General features: G+C 61.7%; 19 protein-coding genes. 13 read left to right on the forward strand and 6 right to left on the reverse strand.

The window, feature by feature from the left end; translation table 11 throughout:
• Positions 1-80 precede the first annotated feature (80 nt).
• The 5 genes from VNX23_RS01890 to VNX23_RS01910 all read left to right on the forward strand — a co-directional run bounded on the left by VNX23_RS01890 (position 81) and on the right by VNX23_RS01910 (position 7,234).
• On the forward strand, positions 81-992 hold the full coding sequence (locus tag VNX23_RS01890; protein WP_325627401.1) for an intradiol ring-cleavage dioxygenase: 912 nt from the start codon (positions 81-83) through the stop codon (positions 990-992).
• A 420-nt stretch (positions 993-1,412) separates the two neighbouring features.
• Positions 1,413-2,795, forward strand: coding sequence for an MFS transporter (locus VNX23_RS01895; RefSeq protein ID WP_325627403.1), 1,383 nt, complete (start codon positions 1,413-1,415; stop codon positions 2,793-2,795).
• 65 nt (positions 2,796-2,860) lie between these two features.
• The gene (locus tag VNX23_RS01900; protein WP_325627405.1) at positions 2,861-3,286 is read left to right on the forward strand and encodes a globin family protein; all 426 of its coding nucleotides are present in this window, start codon (positions 2,861-2,863) and stop codon (positions 3,284-3,286) included.
• A gap of 11 nt (positions 3,287-3,297) precedes the next feature.
• Positions 3,298-4,515: an NAD(P)/FAD-dependent oxidoreductase gene (locus tag VNX23_RS01905; protein WP_325627407.1), complete on the forward strand. Its 1,218-nt coding sequence runs from the start codon at positions 3,298-3,300 to the stop codon at positions 4,513-4,515.
• Positions 4,516-4,528: 13 nt separating this feature from the next.
• Positions 4,529-7,234 (forward strand): molybdopterin-dependent oxidoreductase, encoded by a 2,706-nt coding sequence (locus tag VNX23_RS01910; RefSeq protein ID WP_325627409.1) that lies wholly within the window; start codon positions 4,529-4,531, stop codon positions 7,232-7,234.
• A gap of 31 nt (positions 7,235-7,265) precedes the next feature.
• On the opposite strand, the gene VNX23_RS01915 is transcribed toward VNX23_RS01910, so the two are convergent.
• The gene (locus VNX23_RS01915; protein WP_325627411.1) at positions 7,266-7,388 is read right to left on the reverse strand and encodes a hypothetical protein; all 123 of its coding nucleotides are present in this window, start codon (positions 7,386-7,388) and stop codon (positions 7,266-7,268) included.
• A gap of 132 nt (positions 7,389-7,520) precedes the next feature.
• Here VNX23_RS01915 and VNX23_RS01920 point away from each other — a divergent pair, with 132 nt between their 5' ends.
• Both VNX23_RS01920 and VNX23_RS01925 read left to right on the forward strand, forming a co-directional pair.
• On the forward strand, positions 7,521-8,360 hold the full coding sequence (locus tag VNX23_RS01920; RefSeq protein WP_325627413.1) for an aldo/keto reductase: 840 nt from the start codon (positions 7,521-7,523) through the stop codon (positions 8,358-8,360).
• 130 nt (positions 8,361-8,490) lie between these two features.
• Positions 8,491-9,477: a DMT family transporter gene (locus tag VNX23_RS01925; RefSeq protein ID WP_414642936.1), complete on the forward strand. Its 987-nt coding sequence runs from the start codon at positions 8,491-8,493 to the stop codon at positions 9,475-9,477.
• Positions 9,478-9,481: 4 nt separating this feature from the next.
• Here VNX23_RS01925 and VNX23_RS01930 read toward each other — a convergent pair whose 3' ends face one another.
• Positions 9,482-9,943 (reverse strand): Lrp/AsnC family transcriptional regulator, encoded by a 462-nt coding sequence (locus VNX23_RS01930; protein WP_325627415.1) that lies wholly within the window; start codon positions 9,941-9,943, stop codon positions 9,482-9,484.
• Between the two features lie 136 nt (positions 9,944-10,079).
• Between VNX23_RS01930 and VNX23_RS01935 the strand changes: the two genes are divergently transcribed.
• On the forward strand, positions 10,080-12,446 hold the full coding sequence (locus VNX23_RS01935) for a transketolase (RefSeq protein WP_325627417.1): 2,367 nt from the start codon (positions 10,080-10,082) through the stop codon (positions 12,444-12,446).
• Between the two features lie 379 nt (positions 12,447-12,825).
• Here the strand turns inward: VNX23_RS01935 and VNX23_RS01940 are convergent, their stop codons facing one another.
• Positions 12,826-13,674 carry a class I SAM-dependent methyltransferase gene (locus VNX23_RS01940; RefSeq protein ID WP_325627419.1) on the reverse strand — a complete coding sequence of 283 codons (849 nt, stop codon included), beginning with the start codon at positions 13,672-13,674 and terminating at the stop codon, positions 12,826-12,828.
• Positions 13,675-13,956: 282 nt separating this feature from the next.
• On the reverse strand, positions 13,957-14,412 hold the full coding sequence (locus VNX23_RS01945) for a septal ring lytic transglycosylase RlpA family protein (protein ID WP_325627421.1): 456 nt from the start codon (positions 14,410-14,412) through the stop codon (positions 13,957-13,959).
• Here VNX23_RS01945 and VNX23_RS01950 point away from each other — a divergent pair.
• Positions 14,384-14,704 (forward strand): hypothetical protein, encoded by a 321-nt coding sequence (locus VNX23_RS01950; protein WP_325627422.1) that lies wholly within the window; start codon positions 14,384-14,386, stop codon positions 14,702-14,704. The two genes, VNX23_RS01945 and VNX23_RS01950, sit on opposite strands and share 29 nt — an antisense overlap.
• A gap of 117 nt (positions 14,705-14,821) precedes the next feature.
• Here VNX23_RS01950 and VNX23_RS01955 read toward each other — a convergent pair whose 3' ends face one another.
• A complete protein-coding gene (locus tag VNX23_RS01955; protein ID WP_325627424.1) occupies positions 14,822-15,802 on the reverse strand; it encodes an AraC family transcriptional regulator in 981 nt (326 codons plus the stop codon).
• Positions 15,803-16,042: 240 nt separating this feature from the next.
• Between VNX23_RS01955 and VNX23_RS01960 the strand changes: the two genes are divergently transcribed.
• Together VNX23_RS01960 and VNX23_RS01965 are read left to right on the forward strand one after the other, a co-directional pair.
• On the forward strand, positions 16,043-17,353 hold the full coding sequence (locus VNX23_RS01960) for a tetratricopeptide repeat protein (protein WP_325627426.1): 1,311 nt from the start codon (positions 16,043-16,045) through the stop codon (positions 17,351-17,353).
• 269 nt (positions 17,354-17,622) lie between these two features.
• Positions 17,623-19,053 (forward strand): aldehyde dehydrogenase family protein, encoded by a 1,431-nt coding sequence (locus VNX23_RS01965; RefSeq protein WP_325627428.1) that lies wholly within the window; start codon positions 17,623-17,625, stop codon positions 19,051-19,053.
• A 212-nt stretch (positions 19,054-19,265) separates the two neighbouring features.
• Here VNX23_RS01965 and VNX23_RS01970 read toward each other — a convergent pair whose 3' ends face one another.
• Entirely contained in the window at positions 19,266-20,231 is a 966-nt protein-coding gene (locus VNX23_RS01970; protein WP_325627430.1) for an SMP-30/gluconolactonase/LRE family protein, read from the reverse strand.
• Positions 20,232-20,382: 151 nt separating this feature from the next.
• On the opposite strand from VNX23_RS01970, the gene VNX23_RS01975 reads away from it, so the two are divergent.
• Both VNX23_RS01975 and VNX23_RS01980 read left to right on the forward strand, forming a co-directional pair.
• Positions 20,383-21,195 (forward strand): NAD(P)-dependent oxidoreductase, encoded by an 813-nt coding sequence (locus VNX23_RS01975; RefSeq protein ID WP_325627432.1) that lies wholly within the window; start codon positions 20,383-20,385, stop codon positions 21,193-21,195.
• A 222-nt stretch (positions 21,196-21,417) separates the two neighbouring features.
• Positions 21,418-22,483 (forward strand): dihydroxy-acid dehydratase (locus VNX23_RS01980; protein WP_325627434.1); only part of this gene is annotated, 1,066 nt, incomplete at its 3' end.

Genomic DNA, 22,483 nt, shown 5'->3' on the forward strand with positions numbered 1-22,483 from the left:
CGAGAAGGCCGCTTACCCTGGCCGGTGCACTGGTATAAGCTTGTAGCTGTCACCCGCGGAACTTGTTCAGGACAGCACAAATGCCTCAATTCAACGAGACCGAACTCACCACCGCCGTCATCAAGAGTTTTGAGGAGGTGGAAGATCCGCGAGTCAAGTATCTCATGGAAGAATTGGTGAAGTCGCTGCACGATTACGTCGGCAGGACCAATCTCACCTTCGGCGAGTGGGAATACGCGATCGATTTTCTGACCCGCGTGGGCCAGAAATGCACGCCGAGCCGGCAGGAATTCATCCTCTTGTCGGACGTGCTCGGGGTTTCGATGCTGGTCGATGCGGTCAACCACAGGGAACGTGAAGGCGCGACCGAGACCACGGTGCTCGGCCCGTTCTATGTCGGCGAGCACAAGGCGATGCCGCACGGCACCGACATCTCCCCCAATCTGGCGGGAGAGCGGATGTTCGTGCAGGGACGCGTCACTGATCTTTCCGGCAAGCCGCTGGCGAATGTTCCGGTGGACGTCTGGCACGCCGATGACGACGGCTGGTACGATTCGCAAAAGCCGGATTACGAAACGCAAGGACCATCATCGCGGGGACGCTTCATCACCGGCGCCGACGGCCGGTTCTTCTTCCGCACCATCCTGCCGTGCAGCTATCCGATTCCGACCGATGGTCCGGTCGGGCAAATGATCCTGGCGCTGCGGCGCCATCCGATGCGGCCGGCGCATGTGCATTTCCTGGTCAATGCACCCGGCCACGAGCCTTTGGTCACTCACGTCTTCATCGAAGGCGACAAGTATATCGATTCAGACGTCGTGTTCGGGGTGAAGAACGAGCTGATTTCGAAAGTCGAAAAGCGCAACGATCCGGTGATGCCCGATGGCAAGCCCGCGCCGGCGCCGTGGTATTTGATGAGCTATGATTTTCGTCTGAAGCCGGGTCACGGCGTTGCACCGAAGCCGATGATGGCGGCAACTGAGGACGCCTAGCCACGAGGTCGCCTCTCGCGGCTTCGGCCGCGGCAACACTGTCTGAGGCGGCACGTTCAGCATGGCCGTCGAACGGCAACCAACCCTGTGCAGTCGGCTGAGCATTTTTAGGCAGGTCTGCTCAATTATTGTGCGGCGCACAACAATTGAGCGAATGCAAATTTTCGTTGCGCGATGGGCGTGACGGAAGCCACGCGCTTTACGCATAGGCCATTGTTCTCGAAGTGATTTTTGCGCGGAACGGGCTTGGCACGAAGCTTGAATAGTTGTTCGCGACGCCATCGAAGCCGTCCGTCGAAAACAGTTCATCCGTCCCGACTGGGAGCGCCCGGACAGCGGCGTTCCCAGAACGCGGTCCCTTGCCCGGCGAAAGCGCAACCGTGACGGCTCACGCGCCGTTCAAAAACAGGAAATCTTGCAATGAGCTCCAAAGACCCGACCTGGATTTCGGACTGGAATCCCGAAAACGAGACGTTCTGGAATTCCAGCGGCAGGTTCATCGCGCGGCGCAACCTGATCTGGTCGATCGTTGCGGAGCACATCGGATTTTCCGTCTGGCTGATCTGGAGCATTGTCGCAACCAAACTGCCCGCGGCCGGATTTCACTACTCCACCGATGAGCTGTTTCAGCTCGTCGCTATTCCCGGACTGATCGGCTCGCTGATGCGGTTTCCCTACACTTTCGCCGTGACCGCGTTCGGCGGACGCAATTGGACCATCTTCTCGGCTTCGGTGCTCTTCATCCCGACCATTGGGCTGGCCTATTTCGTCAGCCAGCCCGACACGCCGTTCTGGCTGATGCTGCTGGTGGCTTCCACGGCCGGACTCGGCGGTGGCAACTTCGCGTCCAGCATGGCCAACATTTCCTTCTTCTATCCCGACCGCATGAAAGGCTGGGCGCTCGGTCTCAATGCGGCGGGTGGCAATATCGGCGTCAGCAGCGTTCAGCTGTTGACGCCGATCCTGATGGGCGTCGGTCTCATCAATCTCTATCAGGCCACGCCGGTCGCGGGCGTCTACCTGCAGAATGCCGGGCTGATGTGGACCGTGCCGCTGATCGTTTCGGTGATCGGTTCGGTCTACTTCATGAACAATCTCACCTCGGCAAAATCCTCGTTCAAGGATCAACTCGCGATCGTCAAGCGCAAGCACACCTGGATCATGTCCTTCATCTATATCGGGACCTTCGGCTCCTTCATCGGCTATTCGGCGGCATTTCCGCTACTGATCAAGACGCAATTTCCCGCGGTCACCATTGCGATTGCGTTCCTCGGACCCCTGGTCGGCTCGCTGTCGCGGCCCTTTGGCGGCCTGTTGGCCGACAAGGTTGGCGGCGCGATCGTGACGTTCTGGAATTTCATCGCGATGGCCGCGGCCACCATCGGCGTTCTTTACTTCGTGGGCATCAAGGACTTCACCGGATTCCTCGCGATGTTCCTCGTGCTTTTCGTCACCACCGGCATCGGCAACGGATCAACCTACCGCATGATCCCATCGATTTTCCGCGAGGAGAATCTTCGCAAATCTCGCGGCAAGGGCGAGGTTGCCCGCGCGGCCGCCTTGAAGGCTGCCGGCATCGAGAGTGGCGCCGCACTCGGCTTCATCGGCGCGGTCGGCGCCTGCGGCGGCTATTTGATCCCGAGCGGCTTCGGCAAGTCGATCGCGATCACCGGCGGCCCGCAACTGGCGCTGGTCATTTATCTCGTCTTTTACGCGATCTGCCTGGCGATGACCTGGTGGTTCTACCTGCGCAAGAGCCCGGCGGAAGCTGGCGTGCCGGGTCTCGCCGAAGCGCGCGTCTGAGCAAGGCTGCCTCGCCCTCGTCGCGCTTCTCGCGGGCCGAGGGTGCCTCAAAGCAGGAGAAAGACATGACACCGGAGCAGGTCAAACTCGTGCAGCAGAGCTTTTCCAGGATCGTGCCGATTGCGGACAAGGCGGCGGTGATCTTCTACGACCGCCTGTTCGAGATCGCGCCGCAGGTCAGATCGTTGTTTCCATCCGACATGGAGGAGCAGCGGGGCAAGCTGATGGCGACGCTGACCGCCGTGATCGGCGGTCTTACCAATCTTCCCTTGATCCTGCCCGCGGCGAGTGCGCTCGCCAGACGCCATGTCAGCTACGGCGCCAGGGCGGAGCATTATCCGGTCGTCGGTGCCGCGTTGCTGTGGACGCTGGAGAAGGGACTTGGAGAGGGCTGGACACCCGATGTCGCGGATGCATGGAAGGCGGCTTACGCAACCCTGTCCGGCTTCATGATCTCCGAGGCCTATGGCAGTCCTCAAGCGGCCGAGTAGGGGGAGACGCCGTGAGCGAACCGCTGGTGATCGTCGGCAATGGGATGGCCGCCGCCCGCCTGGTCGACGAACTGGCAAAGACCGCGCTCGGGCGCTACGCCATCGCCGTGATCGGCGAAGAACCGAGGCTCGCCTACAATCGCGTGCTGCTGTCCTCGGTGCTCGCGGGCGAAACCGCCTCTCATGAAATCGAGCTCAAGCCCGCCGATTGGTGGCGCGACCGTGGCGTGACGCTGAAATACGGATGCGCCGTCACCGAGATTGATGTCGGCCGCCGCGAACTCAGGATCGCCAACGACGAGAGCGTCGAGTTCTCGAAGCTGGTGCTGGCGACCGGCTCGACGCCGCTGCGGCTCAATGTGCCGGGCGCCGAATTGGCAGGCGTGCATACGTTTCGCGACAGCCGCGATGTCGATCTCCTGCTGACGCTGGCGGCTGCGAAAAAGCGCGTGGTCGTGGTCGGCGGCGGATTGCTCGGACTGGAAGCGGCTTACGGCCTTGCCAAAGCAGGCGCGCCGGTGACGCTCGTTCATTTGATGGACCGCTTGATGGAGCGTCAGCTGGATGCGCCTGCGGCAGCACTCCTGAAATCGCTGGTCGAACCCAGGGGCATCACCGTCCTGCTCAACGCCAATACCGCGCGTATTCTGGGCGAGAGGCGCGTCGACGGTGTCCAACTGGCGGACGGAAGGCGGATCGACGCCGATGCGGTGATCTTTGCCGCAGGCATCCGGCCGAATATCGCACTCGCAAGCGCCGCCGGGATCCCCGCGGGTCGTGGCATCATCGTCGACGACCAATTGCAAACCGGCGCGCGCGGAATTTTCGCGCTCGGCGAATGTGCCGAGCATCGCGGCGTCTGCTACGGCCTGGTCGAGCCGGCCTACGAGCAGGCACGGGTGCTGGCGCAGCATCTGGCCGGCCGCACCGCTGTCTATTGTGGAAGCGTGGTCGCAACCAATCTGAAGGTCTCCGGCGTCAGCGTGTTTTCTGCCGGCGACTACCTCAGCGGTGATAGCACCGAATCGATCGTGCTGAGCGATGTCGGGCGCGGCACCTACAAAAAGCTCGTGATTTCGGAAGGAAGGCTCGCCGGCGCCGTTCTGGTCGGCGATGTCGCCGATGCGCTCTGGTATCTCGAATTGATCCGCGGCCGCGAAGAGGTTGCGAGGATTCGCAAGGACATGATGTTCGGGCGCCCGGCCGCGATCCTCAAAGAGGCAGCATGAGCGGATCGTTGCGATGACCGCCGTCGATCAAACGCTACGCGCAACCAAAACAACCTGTCCCTATTGCGGCGTCGGATGCGGCGTGCTCGCGACGCCGGACGGAAATGGGGGGGCAGCGATCGCGGGCGATCCCGCCCATCCGGCGAATTTCGGACGTCTGTGTTCGAAAGGTTCCGCTCTCGGCGAAACGCTGGGCCTCGAAAATCGGCTGCTCTATCCGATGATCCGCTGCAGCAAGGGTTCGATGGAGCGGATCGCCTGGAGCGACGCGCTCGACCATGTCGCCCATCGACTGCGGCATATCATTGCGCGCGACGGCCCCGGTGCCGTGGCGTTCTATCTCTCCGGCCAATTGTTGACCGAGGATTATTACGTCGCCAACAAGCTGATGAAGGGCTTTGTCGGCAGCGCCAATGTCGATACCAATTCGCGCCTCTGCATGGCCTCCTCGGTCGCGGGCCATCGCCGCGCGTTCGGCGCCGACACCGTGCCCGGCTGCTACGAGGATCTCGACGAGGCCGACCTCATGATTCTGGTCGGCTCCAACGCGGCATGGTGCCATCCGGTTCTGTTTCAGCGCATGATCGCCAACAAAGAGCGGCGCAGCGCGCGCATTGTCGTGATCGATCCGCGCCGCACCGATACGGCTGAGGAGGCCGACCTGTTCCTGGGGTTAAGGCCCGGCACCGACGCCGCGCTGTTCTCCGGATTGCTGGTCCACCTTGCCGCTACCGACGCGCTCGACCGCGACTACATCGACCATCACACGGTCGGGTTTGACGAGGCCTTGACGCGCGGTCGAAGCATTGCGGGCAGCGCTGCTGCGACCGCATTGGCGACGGGCCTTTCGGAGGCGGAGGTGGCGGCATTTTTTCAGCTGTTTACGGCAACCCCGCGCGCCGTCACGCTCTATTCGCAGGGCGTCAACCAGTCGGCGCAAGGCACCGACAAGGTCAACGCTATCCTCAACTGTCACCTCGCCACCGGGCGAATCGGCAAGAAGGGGGCTTCGCCCTTCTCGCTCACCGGGCAGCCGAATGCGATGGGCGGCCGCGAGGTCGGTGGGCTCGCCAATCAGCTCGCCGCGCATATGGGCTTCACGCCAGCGGACATCGACCGTGTGCGGCGATTCTGGAAAGCGCCGCGGATTGCGACCCACGAGGGGCTCAAGGCCGTGCAGATGTTCGAGGCGATCGGGCGCGGCGAGATCAAGGCGCTGTGGGTGATGGGCACCAACCCCGCGGTGTCGTTGCCCGACGCCGATTCTGCGCGCGCGGCGCTGAACAAGCTCGAACTGTTCGTGGTTTCCGAGAACGTACTTGGCAACGACACCGTCGATGCGGGCGTGCATGTGCTGCTGCCGGCGCAGGCGTGGGGTGAAAAATCGGGCACGGTGACCAATTCGGAGCGGCGCATTTCGCGGCAACGCGCATTCCTCAACCCCCCGGGCGAAACCCGCCCCGATTGGTGGATCATCAGCGAAGTCGCGAGGCGCCTCGGCTTTTCCGCCGCGTTTGATTTTCATTCGCCGGCGGAAATATTTTGCGAGCATGCGGCGCTGTCGGCGTTCGAGAATAATGGCAGCCGCGATTTCGATATCGGCGGGTTGCAAACTCTCTCCGACGACGCGTTCGATTCTCTGGCGCCGGTGCAGTGGCCGCATCGGCTCAGCGAAGCCGAGCCGCAGCAGCGTTTTTTCGCGGAAGGCGGATTTTTCGGCAACGACGGAAAGGCACGTTTTGTCGCGCCCGAAGTGCCGGCGCTGCGTACCGAAACCAATGCGGCAAGGCCGCTTCGGCTCAACACCGGCCGCATCCGCGACCAATGGCACACCATGACCCGCACTGGCGCGAGCCCGCGGCTCGGTCAACATCACCCGGAGCCGTTCGTCGAGGTGCATCCGGACGATGCGGCAAGACACGGCCTGGTCGATGGCGATTTTGCCCGCATTACCACCGATTACGGCCAGTGCACGCTCAAGGTCGTGGTCACGCCGCGCCAGCAGCGCGGGATGCTGTTTGCGCCCATTCACTGGAGCGAGGCGACGGCATCCGCAGCGCGCGTCGGCGCGCTGGTGGCGCCGCTGACCGATCCGTTTTCCGGACAGCCGGAGAACAAGGCTACGCCGGCGTCGATTGCGCCGTATGACTATGTTTTTCGCGGCTTCGCGCTATCCCGCACGAGGCTACGATTACCCGACCACGCCTGGTGGGCGCGCGTCGCCATTACCGGCGGCATTGGTTATCTCATTGCCGACAAGGCAGACCTTGCAGGGTGGTCTGCGTGGCTGCGGTCGGCCGTCAAGTCGCAGCTTGCCGAATACAGCGATTTCGGTGGCGGCGTTTACCGCGCAGCGTCGTTTGCCGCGGGGCGGATCGAGGTCTGTCTTTTCCTCGGTCCCGCGGGAGATGCGGGAGACTGGAACGTTGTGACGGAAATGTTTGCGGCAGGCGTGCTGGGCGAGGATCAGCGAAAAACGTTGCTGTCGGGCAAATCGATGGACGGGATTGCGAATGCAGGGCCCGTCGTCTGCGCCTGCTTCGGTGTCGGCCGCGACGCGATCTGCGATGCCGTTGCATCCGGCGCTGGCTCCGCCGCCGAGATCGGGACGCGGCTCAAAGCCGGCACCAATTGCGGCTCGTGCATTCCCGAGCTGAAGGGGCTGATCTCGCAAATCGGCGCCGGTTCCGGACAAAGAAGTTTGGCGGCGGCAAACTGAACGCCTACAAAAATCTTTGACGGAGCGTGAACTACGAACGACGCGTCATGAGTGAGCAGCTTTGCTTATCGTCATGCCCGGCCTTGTGCCGGGCATCCACGTCTTTGTCGGCACCAGCAAGAAAGACGTGGATGGCCGGGTCAAGCCCGGCCATGACGAACCTCATAAGAGGGTCGAGTTCACCAAGAGCGCTGGTTCATCGAAGAATGACCGGTAAAACTTGCTATTGCACGCGATGGCGGGAACAAATGCTGTCGTAGCGTGTCACTGTTCTTGCGAGGCAATCATGAAATTTCAGCAGTTTGGCAACACCGGCCGGGACGTATCCGTGATCGGGCAGGGCACCTGGTACATCGACCAGGGCAATCGCAGGACGCCGGTCGCGGCACTCCGGCGTGGCATCGATCTCGGCATGACCCACATCGACACCGCCGAAATGTATGGCGATGCTGAACTCGTCGTTGCCGAGGCGATCGCGGGCCGGCGCGATGAGGTCTTCCTCGTCTCCAAGGTCCTGCCGAGCAACGCCTCGCACCGCGGCACCGTTGCGGCTTGCGAACGTTCGCTCACGCGGCTGAAGACCGATCGGCTCGATTGTTATCTCCTGCACTGGCGCGGTTCGCATCCGCTTGCCGAGACGGTCGCTGCGTTCGAACAGCTGGTCGCCGACGGGAAAATCCGCTCATGGGGCGTCAGCAATTTCGACGCCGACGACCTCGACGAGATGCTGGAAATGGCGGGAGCAGGCAAGATCGCCTGCAACCAGGTGCTTTATCATTTGCAGGAACGCGCGATTGAGCACGCGGTGATCCCGTGGTGCGCCAATCATGGCGTCGCGGTGGTGGCGTATTCGCCGTTCGGTCATGACGATTTCCCGTCGCCCCACAGCAAGGGAGGCGAAGCGCTCGAGACCGTCGCCAAACGCCACGGCGCCTCGCCTCGACAGGTCGCCTTGAGCTTCCTGACCCGGGAGCCGCAGGTCTTTGCAATTCCAAAAGCCGCGAGTTCCGAACACGCTTCCGACAATGCGGCCGCGGGCCAACTCACGCTGAGCAAGGACGAATTCGCCTCGCTCGACAAGGCGTTCCCGCGCGGAGCGAAACCGCGAAGCCTGCCAATGATTTAGTTGGTCCGCGAAAGTACCGCTGGCATTCACGCATATCCGCTTCCTGTTTTCCGGCCTTGTCGGGATCAGACGATTGGCGTTTTTTAAATGCTCACCCGATTCGATCGATTCCCACGTTCGAGTTCCAGCCTTGACTCCACCGCCCGCCGCAGCCGCAAGGCTCGACAGCGCTCCATTGCCCGTGAGCGAAAAGAAAAAGGTTCATCGCGCTGCACCCGCGCGCGCGGACCGGCCGTTTCGCGGCATCGCGCTGATCCTCGCTTCGACGGTGTTTCTGGGCGCCTCCGATGTCACCGCCAAATATCTCTCAGGCACGCTGCCCTCGATCGAGATCGCCTGGATCAGGTTTTTGGTGTTCGCCTTGATTATGGCGCCGGCAATGGTGCCAGGCTCGCCGATCTTTGCCTTGCGAACGCCGCGCCCGGGCCTGCAACTTGCGCGCGGCGCCGCACTTTTGGGCTCATCGCTGTTTTTCATTTCCGGCTTGCGTTTCCTGCCCATTGCGGAGGCTTCCGCCACCGGCTTCGTTTCGCCCCTGTTTGTCACCGCCCTCTCGATCATTCTTCTCGGCGAGAGCGTGGGCCTGCGCCGCTGGTTGGCGACCGCGGTCGGATTGATCGGCGTGCTGATCATCCTGCGGCCGGGCACCAGCGCGTTTCATCCCGCCGCGTTCTTCCCGCTGGTGTCGGCGCTGGCCTGGGCCGGCACGCTGATCATGACGCGCATGATGAGCGGGCGGGAGCGCGCCGTCACCATCATGACCTGGTCCTCGATCACGGGCGTGTGCATCTTGTCGGCGCTGGTTCCGTTCGTCTGGATCGCGCCAAGCTGGAACGACGTACTGTTCGGGGTTTTCATCGGGGTTGCTTCCACGGCCGGTCAATGGATCGTCGTGCTCGCTTTCCGCTACGCCGATGCCTCCGTGCTCGCGCCGTTTTCGTATACCCAGCTGCTCTGGGTCTCTATCCTCGGCTTTCTGATTTTCGGCGAGGTGCCTGACGTCTGGACCGTGGTCGGCGCCGTCTTCATCGTCGCCAGCGGTCTCTATACCGCCCATCGCGAGCGCGTCAGGCGCTTGCAGATTTCGGTGCAAGCCGAGCCTTCGCCGAACGCCTGACCGCTCACACCGGCAGCGCCGGTGAATATTTTACCTGGCTGAGCGCAAAGCTCGATTCGATCGAGGCGATGCCGTCGAGCCGCGTCAGCTTGTTCTTCAAAAATGCTTCATACGACGAGAGGTCGGCGGCGACGACGCGCAGCAGGTAATCGCGGTTTCCCGTCATCAGGTAGCACTCGAGAACCTCGTCCCATTTCGAGATTGCCCGCGCAAAACGGTTGAGGTCTTCCTCCTTTTGCCGCGCCAGCTTGATCGAGATGAATACGCTGACATGCAGACCCAACGATTTCTGGTCGACGGTTGCGATATAGCGCGTGATGACGCCGCGCTGCTCGAGCAATTTCACCCGGCGATGGCACGGGGAGACCGACAGGCCGACTTTCTCGGCGAGTTCGGCCATGGTGGTGCGGCTGTCGGCCTGCAGCAGGCTGAGAATCTTGCGGTCGATGGCATCCAGCGTCGGCATTGGAATGGACTCTCTTTGGAGGGCTTACAGCTGGTAAAATATCCCAATTTTCCCGGGTATGTCGCCAAAATTTGAGATTTTTACCGGAAGCGGGCGCGGTAACATCGCAGTCGTAATCACGGTGGAGGAAACCGCCATGACGACCGACCCGGCACGCTTGGAACTGCTGTCTGCGCTCGCCCGCAAGGTGCTGTGGCTGTCCTCGTGGACCATTCATCACGCCAATCACATCCGGCCCAATGTCGACGGCCTGAAGGTCGGCGGCCACCAGGCTTCCTCGGCTTCGCTCGCCACCATCATGTCGGCGCTCTACTTCTCGGTGCTGCGGCCGCAGGACCGCGTCGCGGTGAAGCCGCACGCGAGCCCGGTTTTCCACGCGATCCAGTACCTGTTCGGACACCAGACTCGCGAGAAGCTTCAGAATTTTCGCGGCTTCAAGGGCGCGCAGTCCTATCCCTCGCGCACCAAGGATGTCGATGATGTCGACTTCTCCACCGGCTCGGTCGGGCTTGGCGTCGCGCAGACCTTGTTTGCCTCGCTCGTGCAGGACTACGTCAAGGCACATGGCTGGGCCAGGGATCGCGTTGAGGGGCGCATGATTGCGCTTGTCGGCGACGCCGAGATGGACGAGGGCAATATTTTCGAGGCGTTGCTGGAAGGCTGGAAGCACGGCCTGCGCAACACCTGGTGGGTGGTCGATTACAACCGCCAGAGTCTCGACGCGGTGGTGCGCGAAGGCCTGTGGGAGAAATTCGAAACCATGTTCCGCAATTTCGGCTGGGACGTGGTGATCGTGAAATACGGCAACCTGATGCGAAAGGCGTTCGCCGAGCCCGGCGGCGGGGCGCTGAAGAAGTGGATCGATGAATGTCCCAACCAGCTCTACTCGGCCCTGTGCTTTCAGGGCGGGGCCGCGTTCCGCAGACATTTGCGCGACCAGATCGGCGACCAGGGTGCGGTGTCGCAGCTGATCGACCGTCGCAGCGACGCTGAGCTGCTGGAACTGATGTCCAATCTCGGCGGACACGACATGGCGAGCATGTGCGAGGCGTTCGAAGCCATCGCTCACGATCGGCCCGTCTGCTTCATCGCCTACACCATCAAGGGCATCGGGCTGCCGTTTCAGGGCCACAAGGACAACCATGCGGGACTGATGACGGTCGCGCAGATGGAGAAATATCGCTCCGCACAGAATATCCGGCCCGGTCACGAATGGGAAAAATTCGAGGGGCTGCCGCAGGACCCGACGGCCCTGGAAGCGTTTCTCGCCGCTGCGCCGTTCAACCGCGAAGGCAGGCGCCGCCTGACCGCGCCTTATATCGACGTTCCCGAGCGGTTGTCCTTCACGCCGTCGCCCCAGATGTCGACGCAGCAGGGGTTTGGCCTGTTGCTGAACGAAATCGCGCGCGGCGACAGCGAACTCGCCGCCCGAATCGTGACGGCTTCGCCTGATGTCACGGTATCGACCAATCTCGGTGCCTGGGTTAACCGCCGCGGCCTGTTCGCGCGCGCCGAAAAGGCCGACCTGTTCCGCAGCGAAAAAATCCCCTCGACCTTCAACTGGGATGCCTCGCCAAGGGGACAGCACATCGAACTCGGTATCGCCGAGATGAACCTGTTCATCCTGATGTCGGCGCTCGGGCTGTCGCACACGATCAACGGCGAGCGACTGTTGCCGGTGGCGACCCTCTACGATCCCTTCATCGAGCGTGGCCTGGATGCCCTGAACTATGCCTGCTACCAGGATGCGCGTTTCATGGTGGCGGCGACGCCGTCGGGCGTAACGCTCGCGCCGGAAGGCGGCGCGCATCAGTCGATCGCAACGCCCTTGATCGGCATGGCGCAGGACGGGCTCGCCTCGTTCGAGCCAGCCTTCGTTGATGAACTCGCAGTGATCATGGCTTTCGGTTTCCGCTACATGCAGCGCGAAGAGGGTGAGGGTGGATCGATCTACTTAAGGCTCTCCACCCGCTCGATCGACCAGGTGCAACGCATGATGACGCCTGATCTGCAGAGCGCCATCACGGAAGGGGCCTATTGGCTGCGCAAGCCCGGTCCGAACGCGGAAGTCGTGATCGCCTACACCGGCGCGGTGGCGCCGGAGGCGATCGAAGCCGTCGGGCTGTTGGGCGAGAGCCGCCGCGACATTGGTCTATTGGCGATCACCTCCGCCGACCGGCTGCATGCGGGGTGGACCGCGGCGCGAAAGCTGCGCCGAGATCGCCGCGGCGTGCAGCATTTGAGTCATATCGAAAAGCTGCTCGCCCCTCTGCCGCGCGAATGCGGTATCGTGACCGTGCTCGACGGTCATCCCGCAACACTGGCCTGGCTCGGCAGTGTGCGCGGACAGCGTGCTGAAGCGCTCGGGGTCGAGCATTTCGGCCAGACCGGCACAATCGACGACCTCTACCGACACCACGGCATCGACGCCAACGCCATCATCGACGCGGCGGAAAGCCTGACCGCCGGCGCACCGGTGCGGCACCGGAAAATGGCGGTGTGAATGCGCTGCTACGCGATTTCCGCAAATCGGGTGGCTTACCTCCAGGGAGCATGCTTTCGGTTGGTTTCGATCCGATGGGTGCGCAGCCATGCCCGGTCATGCTTTCACAAAAATGGCGCGCCTTACGGGTGCGATAGCCAGAAATATTTGCGACATGCTCCGGCGCGCAGCTGAGCGATGGAAGCTATCCGAACTTTCTTCTCTTGAACGGCGGGATTTGGGGGTCCACGAGGTGCAGCGGGAGCTGAACAAATGGCCATGGCAGCATTAGCGGAGAGCGGCCATCCCCGCAAAGAGCAGAGATGGCCTCGTTCCGCAGCTCTAAAAATCGCTTTGCTCTTGCTCGCGTGCGCATAATGGCAACAGCGTTCGGGCGAGGTCATCGCCTGGTGATGACGACCTCGAGGTATTCGCTCGGAACCACCATCGTGGCATCGCCCGATGCATTGAAACGTTCCACAAGTCCGATGATATCGCTGTAAAGAGCCTTGCTGCCCTTCTCCCCCAGCGCCCCAAACGCCTTGAGCACTGGCCCGTAGTAGGTTTGGAATATTTCGAGAAAGTGCTGCGCCGATCGATAGCGGAAAACGAAATGACGTGGCTCCGCCACGATTGCCGATGCCGCAGCACCGAAGGTAGACGACAGCCAATTCTGCGTGCCCCAGACGGAAGGCGGCTTGACTGTGGTCGGCGGTGGCAGGTGCTTGCCGATCGTCTTGAACAGCTGGCCAATGAAGCCCTCGGGTGTCCAGTTCGCCAAGCCGATCCGACCGCCGGGCCTGGTCACACGCACCATTTCGGCGGCAGTGCGGTCCTGGTCGGGACTGAACATTGCGCCGAAGGTCGAAACCACGGCGTCGAAGGACGCACTCGCAAACGGCAGGTTCTCGGCGTCGGCAACCTTGAACTGGACTTGAAGCCCTTCCGCCTCGGCGCGCCTGTGTGCGCGCGCCAAGAGCGACTCGACATAGTCGGTGCTTGTGACCTCGCACCCGCGCCGGGCGGCCGCGAGCGTAGCGTTGCCGTTGCCGTCGGCGACATCAAGCACGGTCTGGCCGGCGCGCAAATCCATGCTCTCCGCCAAGCGTTCACCGACAATCTGCAACGTCGTACCGATCACGGCATAGTCGCCGGACGACCAGGCTGCCTGCTGCCTTGACTTCAGGGCCTTCAGGTCCGGATTTGGCTTCCCGGCCGCGGGCGGGATGCATTCAATGATCGTAGTCATGATGGCTCTCTCTGGGAATTCGGGGGTTGCGATGCTTTGCTCCAGGCGATTCATCGAGGTGCACTCGGTGTGCATCCTTGATCCAATCACTATGCAAATCGCCGCTGACGCTGAATGACCAGGATGCTGGACGTTTTGCTCGAACGTCCGTATTCGTCATCGTGCCTGCCGATTGTGCGGCAAGCTTGCCCGGCCCTCCGATATTCCAGGAGGAGGAAGCTTGCGAGGCGACTCCCAATGCCCTTGAGGCAGTGATGCGGCACCGTTCTCACTGCAATCGTTTTATGCGACTGGTCCGGGCGTCCAATCGTCGCCGGAAAGTGGTGTAACCCTTACGTCATCAATTACTCCCCGTCGCAGGCTTGGATCGAAATAGCGCATCGTCCGCTCATTGAAATCAATGATGCGACCAGGCGTCAAAGGCCCCACATCATTTATTTTGATGATGGCCTTCTTGCCTGCACCCTCAACGAGGGCATATTTCGGCCTCGCGCCATAACGGACCCCGCCAAATTCCTTTCGCAAATTGGTTTTGATGGCAGCCGCCCACGCAGAGGAATCATAGCGCTCCCCTGAAGCGGTATGCACGCCGCCCTCCCGATATCCGGACCGGTAAGGATTATACATGGATGCTGCGCCAGTGATCGCGGCCCCAGAAACGGCGATAACGACAGCATTTGAATGCACTGCATCGATATCATTTTGAGCCATGGCAACAGATGAAAATGCAAGTGTCATTACGGCGCCGCAAATTGTGGCGTTCAAGCGAAACACCATTATCACTCCTTTGATTGATTTTGGTCGGCTTCGTCGGCGTGCTGGAGCGCGCGCCTTTTTTTCATCCCCGCTACTGCGCTACGGCAGCAGCGAGCGCGACGATGGTCGTGATGGTCGCAAGCCGATGAACACAAAGATCATGTGCCGGCGTTTAGTCGATCCACCGCGGTTCCATCTTGCGAATGACCGCCAATTTTTTGTTATTTGCGGCATCTTCGCTGGCAACTCTGATTGTCAGCCGCGCCACAAATGACGAAGGGCCAATAAGCGATCACTTCCGCTTATTGACGCTGATCTGCGCTTCCGGATTTGCTGGATAAACTGACAGATCGAGAACCGCGATTGCCCGTTGCGTTGTGTGGGTCGCGCCCTAGCTCGAACGGGTTCGCCATTGGCCTGGTGATTGGCCGACGAATTTTTTGAAGGCCCGGCTGAATGCAGCTTCGGACTCGTAGCCGACTTCATGAGCCACACTGGCAATGCGGGCAGTCGGATCCATCAGACGCCTGGCAGCGATCTGCATCCGCCATCGGGTGAGATATTGAATCGGCGGGTATCCGACCAGATCATTGAATCGATCGGCCAAGACCGACCTTGAGGCGGCGGCCTCCGAGGCGAGCTGCTCCAGCGTCCAGGCGCGCGATGGCCGCGCGTGCAGCAGCGTCAGCGCGCGCCCGACCAGAGGATCGCGTAACCCCGCGAGCCAGCCGGTATTGCCGCCTTCAAGTTGGTCCATGTAGAGCCGAATGACCTCGACAAACATCAGTTCGGAAAGACGATTGAGGACACTCTGGCTCCCGGCTCGTTTATTGCGCATCTCAGTGGTGGCAAAGCGGATGAATTCATCGAGCAGACTGTGGGAAGCCAACGAGTCACGCCCAACCCGCATGAAGCGCGGCAGGGAATCCAGCAGCGGATTGAACGGACGCACGTCGCAACTGAAGAAGCCGCATATCAGCCGCGACTCGCTCGGACCATCGCCGCCGGTCTGAAGCCGGAAAGGCACGGCAACGTCTTCTCCCGGCTTGCCGTAAACATCAAAGTTAGGCTCGGCGCGCATGCCCGGCGCACTCGAAACGACATGCGGATCACCATGCGGGACCACCACGATGTCGCCCTCGGTTAGCTTGACGGGCTCGGATGCGTTATTTCCGACGAGTGAAATCCAGCACGAGCCTGCGGTGACGACGTGATACTCGATCGCGTGCTGGGCGCCGGGCGCAACCTGGGGAGCGATCTGCGCTGCGGGCGGTGCTTCCGCGACCCACGGCGATTTTGCCGTCACCTCGAAAAAGACCGATCCGGAGAGATGTACCGCTGCGAGAACATCCGACAACGTGTCCGCACTCACCGGCGTGTTCCTTCGATGAAAGATCGCGTGTTCGCCTGTCCCGGACGCAAGAGCAAATCCGCCGGACGACCGGCAATGATGATCATGAAACAGGATGTTTGAGCAAAAGGTTCAGCATCCCGGTCATTCAGTATCGTCTGCAATTGACATAGTGATCACGCCGGGAATGCACGCAATGTGCACCTCGATACATCGCCTACGGCAATGTGTCGCAGCTCGTTGTCGTTAGCGAGAACAGTCATGACGATAAGACCTCTGCCGGCTGAGTTTTTGCATGCCGAGCTGGTTGATGATTTGCCGGGACGCTTCGAGAAGATTCTCGAGGCTTTCCTCGTCAGCCGCGGCAATCCCTTGCACGACACGGATCTGGCGCTTGCCGATCACCCTGAATCGATCGTCGGACATTGTCTTCGGATGGCTGTCATCGTGCGTGGCGACGATGCCGCGCACCAGTCCGAGCTTGCGGAAAGCATCACCGCGATTGAGACGATTTGCCGCGAAGTCGACGGGCAAGCGCGCCGTCACGCCTTTGCAGCGCGCGCCTGGCTTGACGGCGATCACGCCCTTGCGGTCGAACGTTACGGGGCGATCGTTGTCGACTTCCCACGCGACATTCTCGCGCTCGTTGTTGCGCATGCGCTCGACTTCCGTCTCGGTTTACGGCGCATGCTGCGAGATCGCGTTGCTCAGGTCTTGCCTGAATGGCATGCGGCGATGCCCGGTTATGCCAGCGTTCTGGCAATGTATGCTTTCGGCCTCGAGGAGAACGGTCAATATCGCCGCGCTGAGAAAATGGCGCGACGCGCATTGGAGGTCGACCCGCGGCATCCCGGAGCCATGCATGCCATCGTGCATGTCATGGAAATGCAGGGACGCGGAAGAGAGGGGATCGAATTTCTTGCAGCGAACGAATCCGCATGGATCGACACGAGCTTTGCCGTCCATCTGGCCTGGCATCGCGCCTTGTTTTTCCTCGATGCCGACGATGCGCCATCCGCGCTCGCCGTGTACGACACGCAGATCGCTTGGTCCCGAGCGATGTCGGAACTCGCCGATGCTTCGGCGTTGCTTTGGCGCTTGCAGCTCCGCAATGTCGACATCGGCGCGCGATGGTCGCGGTTGGCTGACCTCTGGGAGAGGCAAGGGCTCGCCGCAGCACGGCCGTTTTATATCGCTCACGCGATGATGGCGTTCGCGGCGGCGGGTCGCACTGCGCCCGCACGGCGCATCTTCGATCAGTTGCGGCACGCGGAGGCGAGCGGTGGCCTGCCATCGCACCCCGAGCAGTCCCTTGTTGTGCCGTTCTGCGAGGCCTTGATCGCCTTCGCCGTTGGCGACTATGCCGGTTGCGTGCGACGGCTTGAGGTCGTGCGTCACATGATGCATGAATGTGGGGGCAGTCACGCTCAATGCGATCTCCTCCAATTGACATTCGTGGAGGCGGCACTGCGCGCCAGGAAGGCCAATCTTGCACGCGCGCTTGTAGCCGAGCGCACCGCGCAAAAACCCTTCAGCCGGCTCAATCGGCGACTCCGGCAGCGCCTGGCCTGATTGTCGCCCGACATGGGCTGGATGCTTGTCCGGCTTGAACCCGGCCACGGCGCTTTGACGAGCGAGCCGCATGCCGGTCATCACAGTGGCGCGCCCCGGATGGACGTCCGGGTGAATCCTGCTGGTTTCGCCGTTCCCTCGCTATGTCCGGCCATGGGTGCAATGCGGCCTTCTGCTTGTGGCGGGTTCATTTTTGCCTGCATTCGTGCAAGGATGGCGGTGAACGCACCGTTCTCCCTTCCATTGCCCGTGAAATAAAGAGGTCTAAGATGGTCAACCGTATGCAATTCTACATCGACGGCGCCTGGGTCGATCCGGTCGTCAGGAAATCCACGCCAGTTGTCAATCCTGCGACCGAAGAGGCGATGTACGAGGTTGCGCTCGGTTCCAAGGCCGACGTCGACAAGGCGGTCGCCGCCGCACGGCGCGCGTTCGAGACCTATTCGCAGACCAGCCGTGAGGAGCGCGTCGCGCTGCTGGCCAAGATCGCCGAAGTCTACAAGAGCCGGATGAAAGAGATCGGCGCTGCGGTGTCTGACGAGATGGGGGCGCCGCTGTCGATGGCCGAAAAACTGCAGGCCGGCGCCGGCCTCGGCCACATCCTCTCCACGCTCGAGGTTTTGAAGAACTATCATTTCGAAGAGCCGGCCGGCTCGGCGGTGGTGGTGCGCGAACCCGTCGGCGTTGTCGGCATGATCACGCCGTGGAACTGGCCGCTCAATCAGATCGCCTGCAAGGTCGCGCCGGCGCTTGCCGCCGGCTGCACCATGATCCTCAAACCTTCGGAATTTACGCCCTCGTCGGCCTTGATCTTTGCCGAAATCCTGCACGAGGCCGGGGTGCCGAAAGGCGTGTTCAACCTGATCAATGGGCTCGGCCCCGAGGTCGGCGCCGCGATGAGCGAGCACCCCCACATCGACATGATCTCGTTCACCGGCTCGACCCGTGCCGGCATCGACGTTGCCAAGCGCGCCGCGCCTACCGTCAAGCGCGTCAGCCAGGAACTCGGTGGCAAGTCGCCGAACGTCATTCTCGAAGGCGCCGACCTCACCAAGGCGGTCGCCGGTGGCGTGATGCATATGTTCAACAATTCCGGCCAGTCATGCAATGCGCCGAGCCGGATGATCGTGCCGCTGTCGAAGATGAAGGAAGTCGCCGCGATCGCCAGGGGCGTGGCTGAGAAGACCAGGGCGGGCGATCCCCGCGCCGAAGGCACCAATATCGGCCCGGTCGTCTCGCGCATTCAGTGGGACAAGATCCAGGCCTTGATCAACAAGGGCATCGAGGAAGGCGCAACGCTGGTGGCCGGCGGTCCCGGCCTTCCCGAAGGCGTCAACAAGGGCTTCTATGTCCGCCCGACCATCTTCTCCGACGTCACCAACGAGATGACGATCGCGCGGGAGGAAATTTTTGGCCCCGTGCTGGTCATCCTCGGCGCCCAGGACGAAGACGATGCCGTGCGGATCGCCAACGACACGCCCTACGGGCTCGCCGGCTACGTCACCGCCGACACGGTCGACAATGCGCGCAAGGTCGCCCGCCGTATTCGCGCCGGCAATATCAACCTGCAGGGCGTGCCGAACGATCGCACCGCGCCGTTCGGCGGCTACAAGCAGTCCGGCAACGGCCGCGAGTGGGGCAAGTTCGGCCTCGAGGAATATCTCGAGGTGAAGGCAGTCGCGGGCTTCAACGCGGCGTAGGGCATCGCGGTTTTATCGAAGCGCCGGGGTGGCTTTGCGGCCCCGGCGCTCTTGCTTTCGGCCAATTCACTTTCGTCATGGCCGGGCTTGACCCGGCCATCCACGTCTTTGTGTTCGAAAGAGAGAGTAAGACGTAGATCACCGGGACAAGCCCGGTGATGACGGAGCGGAGCGCCGGATTGCTTCGTCGCTTGAGCTCCTCGCAATGACGGCTATCCCCCCAGCGCGCCTTGCGTGTTGACATAAAGCGCGTAGATCGACTGGCTCGCGGCCATGAACAGGCGATTGCGCTTGAGCCCGCCGAAGCAGACATTGGCGCAGCGCTCGGGCAAGGCGATGCGGCCGATCGGCTTGCCGTCGGGCGCAAAGACCATGACGCCATCGAGCTCGGCACTGCCCATGCCCCAGCCGCACCAGAGATTGCCGTCGATGTCGCAACGCATGCCATCGGGCGTGCCGGGGCCGGCATCGATGTGCACGCGCTTGCCGGTGATCTTCTCGCCATCGGCCGTCACGTCATAGGCGAGGATCTTGCGGTTTGGCACGCCACGCGATTCCACCACGTAAAGGATTTTTTCATCCGGCGAAAAACACAAGCCGTTCGGCCCGAGCACGCCTTCGGCAACGATCGTGGCTTTGCCGGTCCTGCCGTCGATGCGGTAGACATTGGGTTCGATCTCGGATTCGGCGACATATCCTTCGTAATTGCCGAGTAGCCCAAAGACCGGATCGGTGAACCAGATCGAGCCGTCGGATTTCACCACGACGTCATTGGGCGAATTCAGCCGCTTGCCGTTGAAGGAGTCGATCAGCACCGCTGTCGAGCCGTCATACTCGGTCCTGATGAGGCGGCGCCCGCCATGCTCGCAGGTAATCAGGCGGCCCTGCCGGTCGCGGGTATTGCCGTTGGCGAAATTCGAAGGCTTGCGAAAGATGCTGACCGCGCCGGTTTCCTCTTCCCATTTGATAATGCGCTGGTTGGGAATGTCACTGCACAAAAGATATCGCCCATCGCCGACCCAAACCGGGCCTTCGGCCCAGCGCAGGCCCGTGGCCAGTCTTTCGACGGCCGACAGTTTTAGCCAGTATTTTTCAAAGCGCGGATCAAGCGCGTGGATGGCGGGATCGGGATATTGCGTCGCCGGCTGCCAGCCGGCGCGAACGGGTTGGTCGGACATTCAAAGTTCTCGTTGCTGTGTGGGAATTCCTCGCCGGACGTTCTGCTACCATCGCCCTCTCGCGGCGGCAAGCGCACCCGCATCTTCATGCCTTGCCGCCTCGCGCGCCCCGCGCCATACTGACTTCAAATCCGTGACAATGAGGGATGAAATGCCACGCATATTGATGACCGGTGCGTCGGGGGGAATTGGCACTGCTTTACGAAAATTATTGCCGCCGATCTATCCGGATTTGCTGCTGAGCGACTTAAAACCGCCCGCAGACCTCGGCAGAGGCGAAAAATTCAAGGCGGCTGAACTGTCCGATCTCGCCCAGGTCGAGGCGATCTGCGAGGGAGTTGACGGCATCCTTCATTTTGGCGGCTATTCGGTCGAGGGCCCCTGGGACAATATCCTGCAGTCCAATATCATCGGCTGCTACAATCTGTTCGAGGCGGCGCGCAAGAAGGGCGTCAAGCGCATCGTGTTCGCGTCGTCGAACCACGCGGTCGGGTTCTATCCGCGGCATCATCGGATCGGCACCGACGTAACGCCGCGGCCGGACAGCCGCTACGGCGTCAGCAAAGTGTTCGGCGAGGCAGTAGGCGCGCTCTATGCCGACAAGCATGGCCTTAAGGTCACCTGCGTACGCATCGGCAATTTCGGTGACAAGCCGCTGGATCATCGCCGGCTCGCGATCTGGCTGAAGCCGGAGGACTTGGTGCAGCTATGCCGGATCGGGCTCGATCATCCCGATATCCATTTCGAGATTTTCTACGGCGCGTCCTATAATGAGCGTTCCTGGTGGGACAACCACCGCGCCTACGACCTCGGCTATCGCCCGACCGGCCGTGCCGAGGATTTCCGTGAGCACGCCTTTACCGAGCAGGCCAAGCTCAAACCCGATCCCGTCGGGGATTTCTACCAGGGCGGCACGTTCTGCGGCATGGAGTTCGACGGCGACACCAGCAAGATCATCGACTGAAAATAGCCGCTGGCGGTATCCCGACGGACTAATTAGATGATCGTCATTCCGGGGCGAGAGCGGAGCGAGCGAACCTCAGATGTGCGGTTGCACATCGGGGAATCTTGAGGTTCTCCGATGTGCAATTGCACATCGTAGTTCGTGCTTCGCACGCCCCGGAATGACGACTTTATGTTAGGCGTGTGCCAACGTAAGGTGAAAGCACACAAAGGAAACAAGAAAATGGCTGACGGACTGCGCAAGGGACTGACGAGTTATGGCGACGCTGGGTTCTCGCTGTTCCTGCGCAAGGTTTTCATCAAGGCTATGGGCTATTCGGACGATGCGCTGAACCGGCCCATTGTCGGCATCACCAATACCTACAGCGACTACAATCCCTGTCATGGCAACGTGCCGCAGATCATCGAGGCGGTGAAGCGCGGTGTGATGCTATCCGGGGCGATGCCGATGGTGTTCCCGACCATCTCGATCGCGGAGAGTTTTTCGCATCCAACCTCGATGTATCTGCGCAATCTGATGGCGATGGACACCGAGGAGATGATCCGCGCCCAGCCGATGGATTCGGTGATCGTGATCGGCGGCTGCGACAAGACCCTGCCGGCGCAGATCATGGCTGCGGTCAGTGCCGATTTGCCGACCGTCGTGATCCCGGTCGGACCGATGGTGGTCGGGCATCACAAGGGTGAGGTCCTCGGCGCCTGCACCGATTGCCGCCGGCTGTGGGGCAAATATCGCGCCGGCGAAATCGACGATGTCGAGATCGAAGCCGTCAACGGCCGGCTCGCGCCGTCCGTGGGCACCTGCATGGTGATGGGCACCGCCAGCACCATGGCCTGCATTACCGAGGCGCTGGGCCTGTCGCTGCCGATGAGCGCGACCATTCCAGCACCACATGCCGAGCGCTTTCGCCTGGCGGAAGCCAGTGGCAGGGTCGCCGCCGAGATGGCCAAGGCAAAAGGTCCCAAGCCCAGCGAGCTCTTGACGAAGTCCGCATTTCGAAATGCGCAGGTGGTGTTGCAGGCGATCGGCGGGTCGACCAACGGTCTCATTCATTTGACGGCGATCGCCAACCGCACCGAACATCGCATCGATCTCGAAGACTTCGACAGGCTGGGCCGCGAGGTGCCGGTGCTGATCGACCTCAAGCCCTCGGGCGCGCACTACATGGAGCATTTCCATCATGCCGGTGGCGTGCCGAAACTGATGGCGCAGCTCGGCGATCTGATCGACCTCGATGCGAAGACCGTCACCGGCGCCAGTCTGCGCGACGTTGTTGCCGGCGCCGAAG

The sequence above is a fragment of the Bradyrhizobium sp. genome, assembly GCF_035570375.1.
Classification (GTDB): Bacteria; Pseudomonadota; Alphaproteobacteria; order Rhizobiales; family Xanthobacteraceae; genus Bradyrhizobium.

Bases quoted from the DNA above. Each gene is read 5' to 3' on its own strand.
- VNX23_RS01890 (WP_325627401.1), top strand. From the start codon at position 81: ATGCCTCAATTCAACGAGACCGAACTCACCACCGCCGTCATCAAGAGT.
- VNX23_RS01895 (WP_325627403.1), top strand. From the start codon at position 1,413: ATGAGCTCCAAAGACCCGACCTGGATTTCGGACTGGAATCCCGAAAAC.
- VNX23_RS01900 (WP_325627405.1), top strand. From the start codon at position 2,861: ATGACACCGGAGCAGGTCAAACTCGTGCAGCAGAGCTTTTCCAGGATC.
- VNX23_RS01910 (WP_325627409.1), top strand. From the start codon at position 4,529: ATGACCGCCGTCGATCAAACGCTACGCGCAACCAAAACAACCTGTCCC.
- VNX23_RS01915 (WP_325627411.1), bottom strand. From the start codon at position 7,388: ATGGCCGGGCTTGACCCGGCCATCCACGTCTTTCTTGCTGGTGCCGAC.
- VNX23_RS01920 (WP_325627413.1), top strand. From the start codon at position 7,521: ATGAAATTTCAGCAGTTTGGCAACACCGGCCGGGACGTATCCGTGATC.
- VNX23_RS01930 (WP_325627415.1), bottom strand. From the start codon at position 9,943: ATGCCGACGCTGGATGCCATCGACCGCAAGATTCTCAGCCTGCTGCAG.
- VNX23_RS01935 (WP_325627417.1), top strand. From the start codon at position 10,080: ATGACGACCGACCCGGCACGCTTGGAACTGCTGTCTGCGCTCGCCCGC.
- VNX23_RS01940 (WP_325627419.1), bottom strand. From the start codon at position 13,674: ATGACTACGATCATTGAATGCATCCCGCCCGCGGCCGGGAAGCCAAAT.
- VNX23_RS01950 (WP_325627422.1), top strand. From the start codon at position 14,384: ATGGCAACAGATGAAAATGCAAGTGTCATTACGGCGCCGCAAATTGTG.
- VNX23_RS01945 (WP_325627421.1), bottom strand. From the start codon at position 14,412: ATGACACTTGCATTTTCATCTGTTGCCATGGCTCAAAATGATATCGAT.
- VNX23_RS01960 (WP_325627426.1), top strand. From the start codon at position 16,043: ATGACGATAAGACCTCTGCCGGCTGAGTTTTTGCATGCCGAGCTGGTT.
- VNX23_RS01965 (WP_325627428.1), top strand. From the start codon at position 17,623: ATGGTCAACCGTATGCAATTCTACATCGACGGCGCCTGGGTCGATCCG.
- VNX23_RS01970 (WP_325627430.1), bottom strand. From the start codon at position 20,231: ATGTCCGACCAACCCGTTCGCGCCGGCTGGCAGCCGGCGACGCAATAT.
- VNX23_RS01975 (WP_325627432.1), top strand. From the start codon at position 20,383: ATGCCACGCATATTGATGACCGGTGCGTCGGGGGGAATTGGCACTGCT.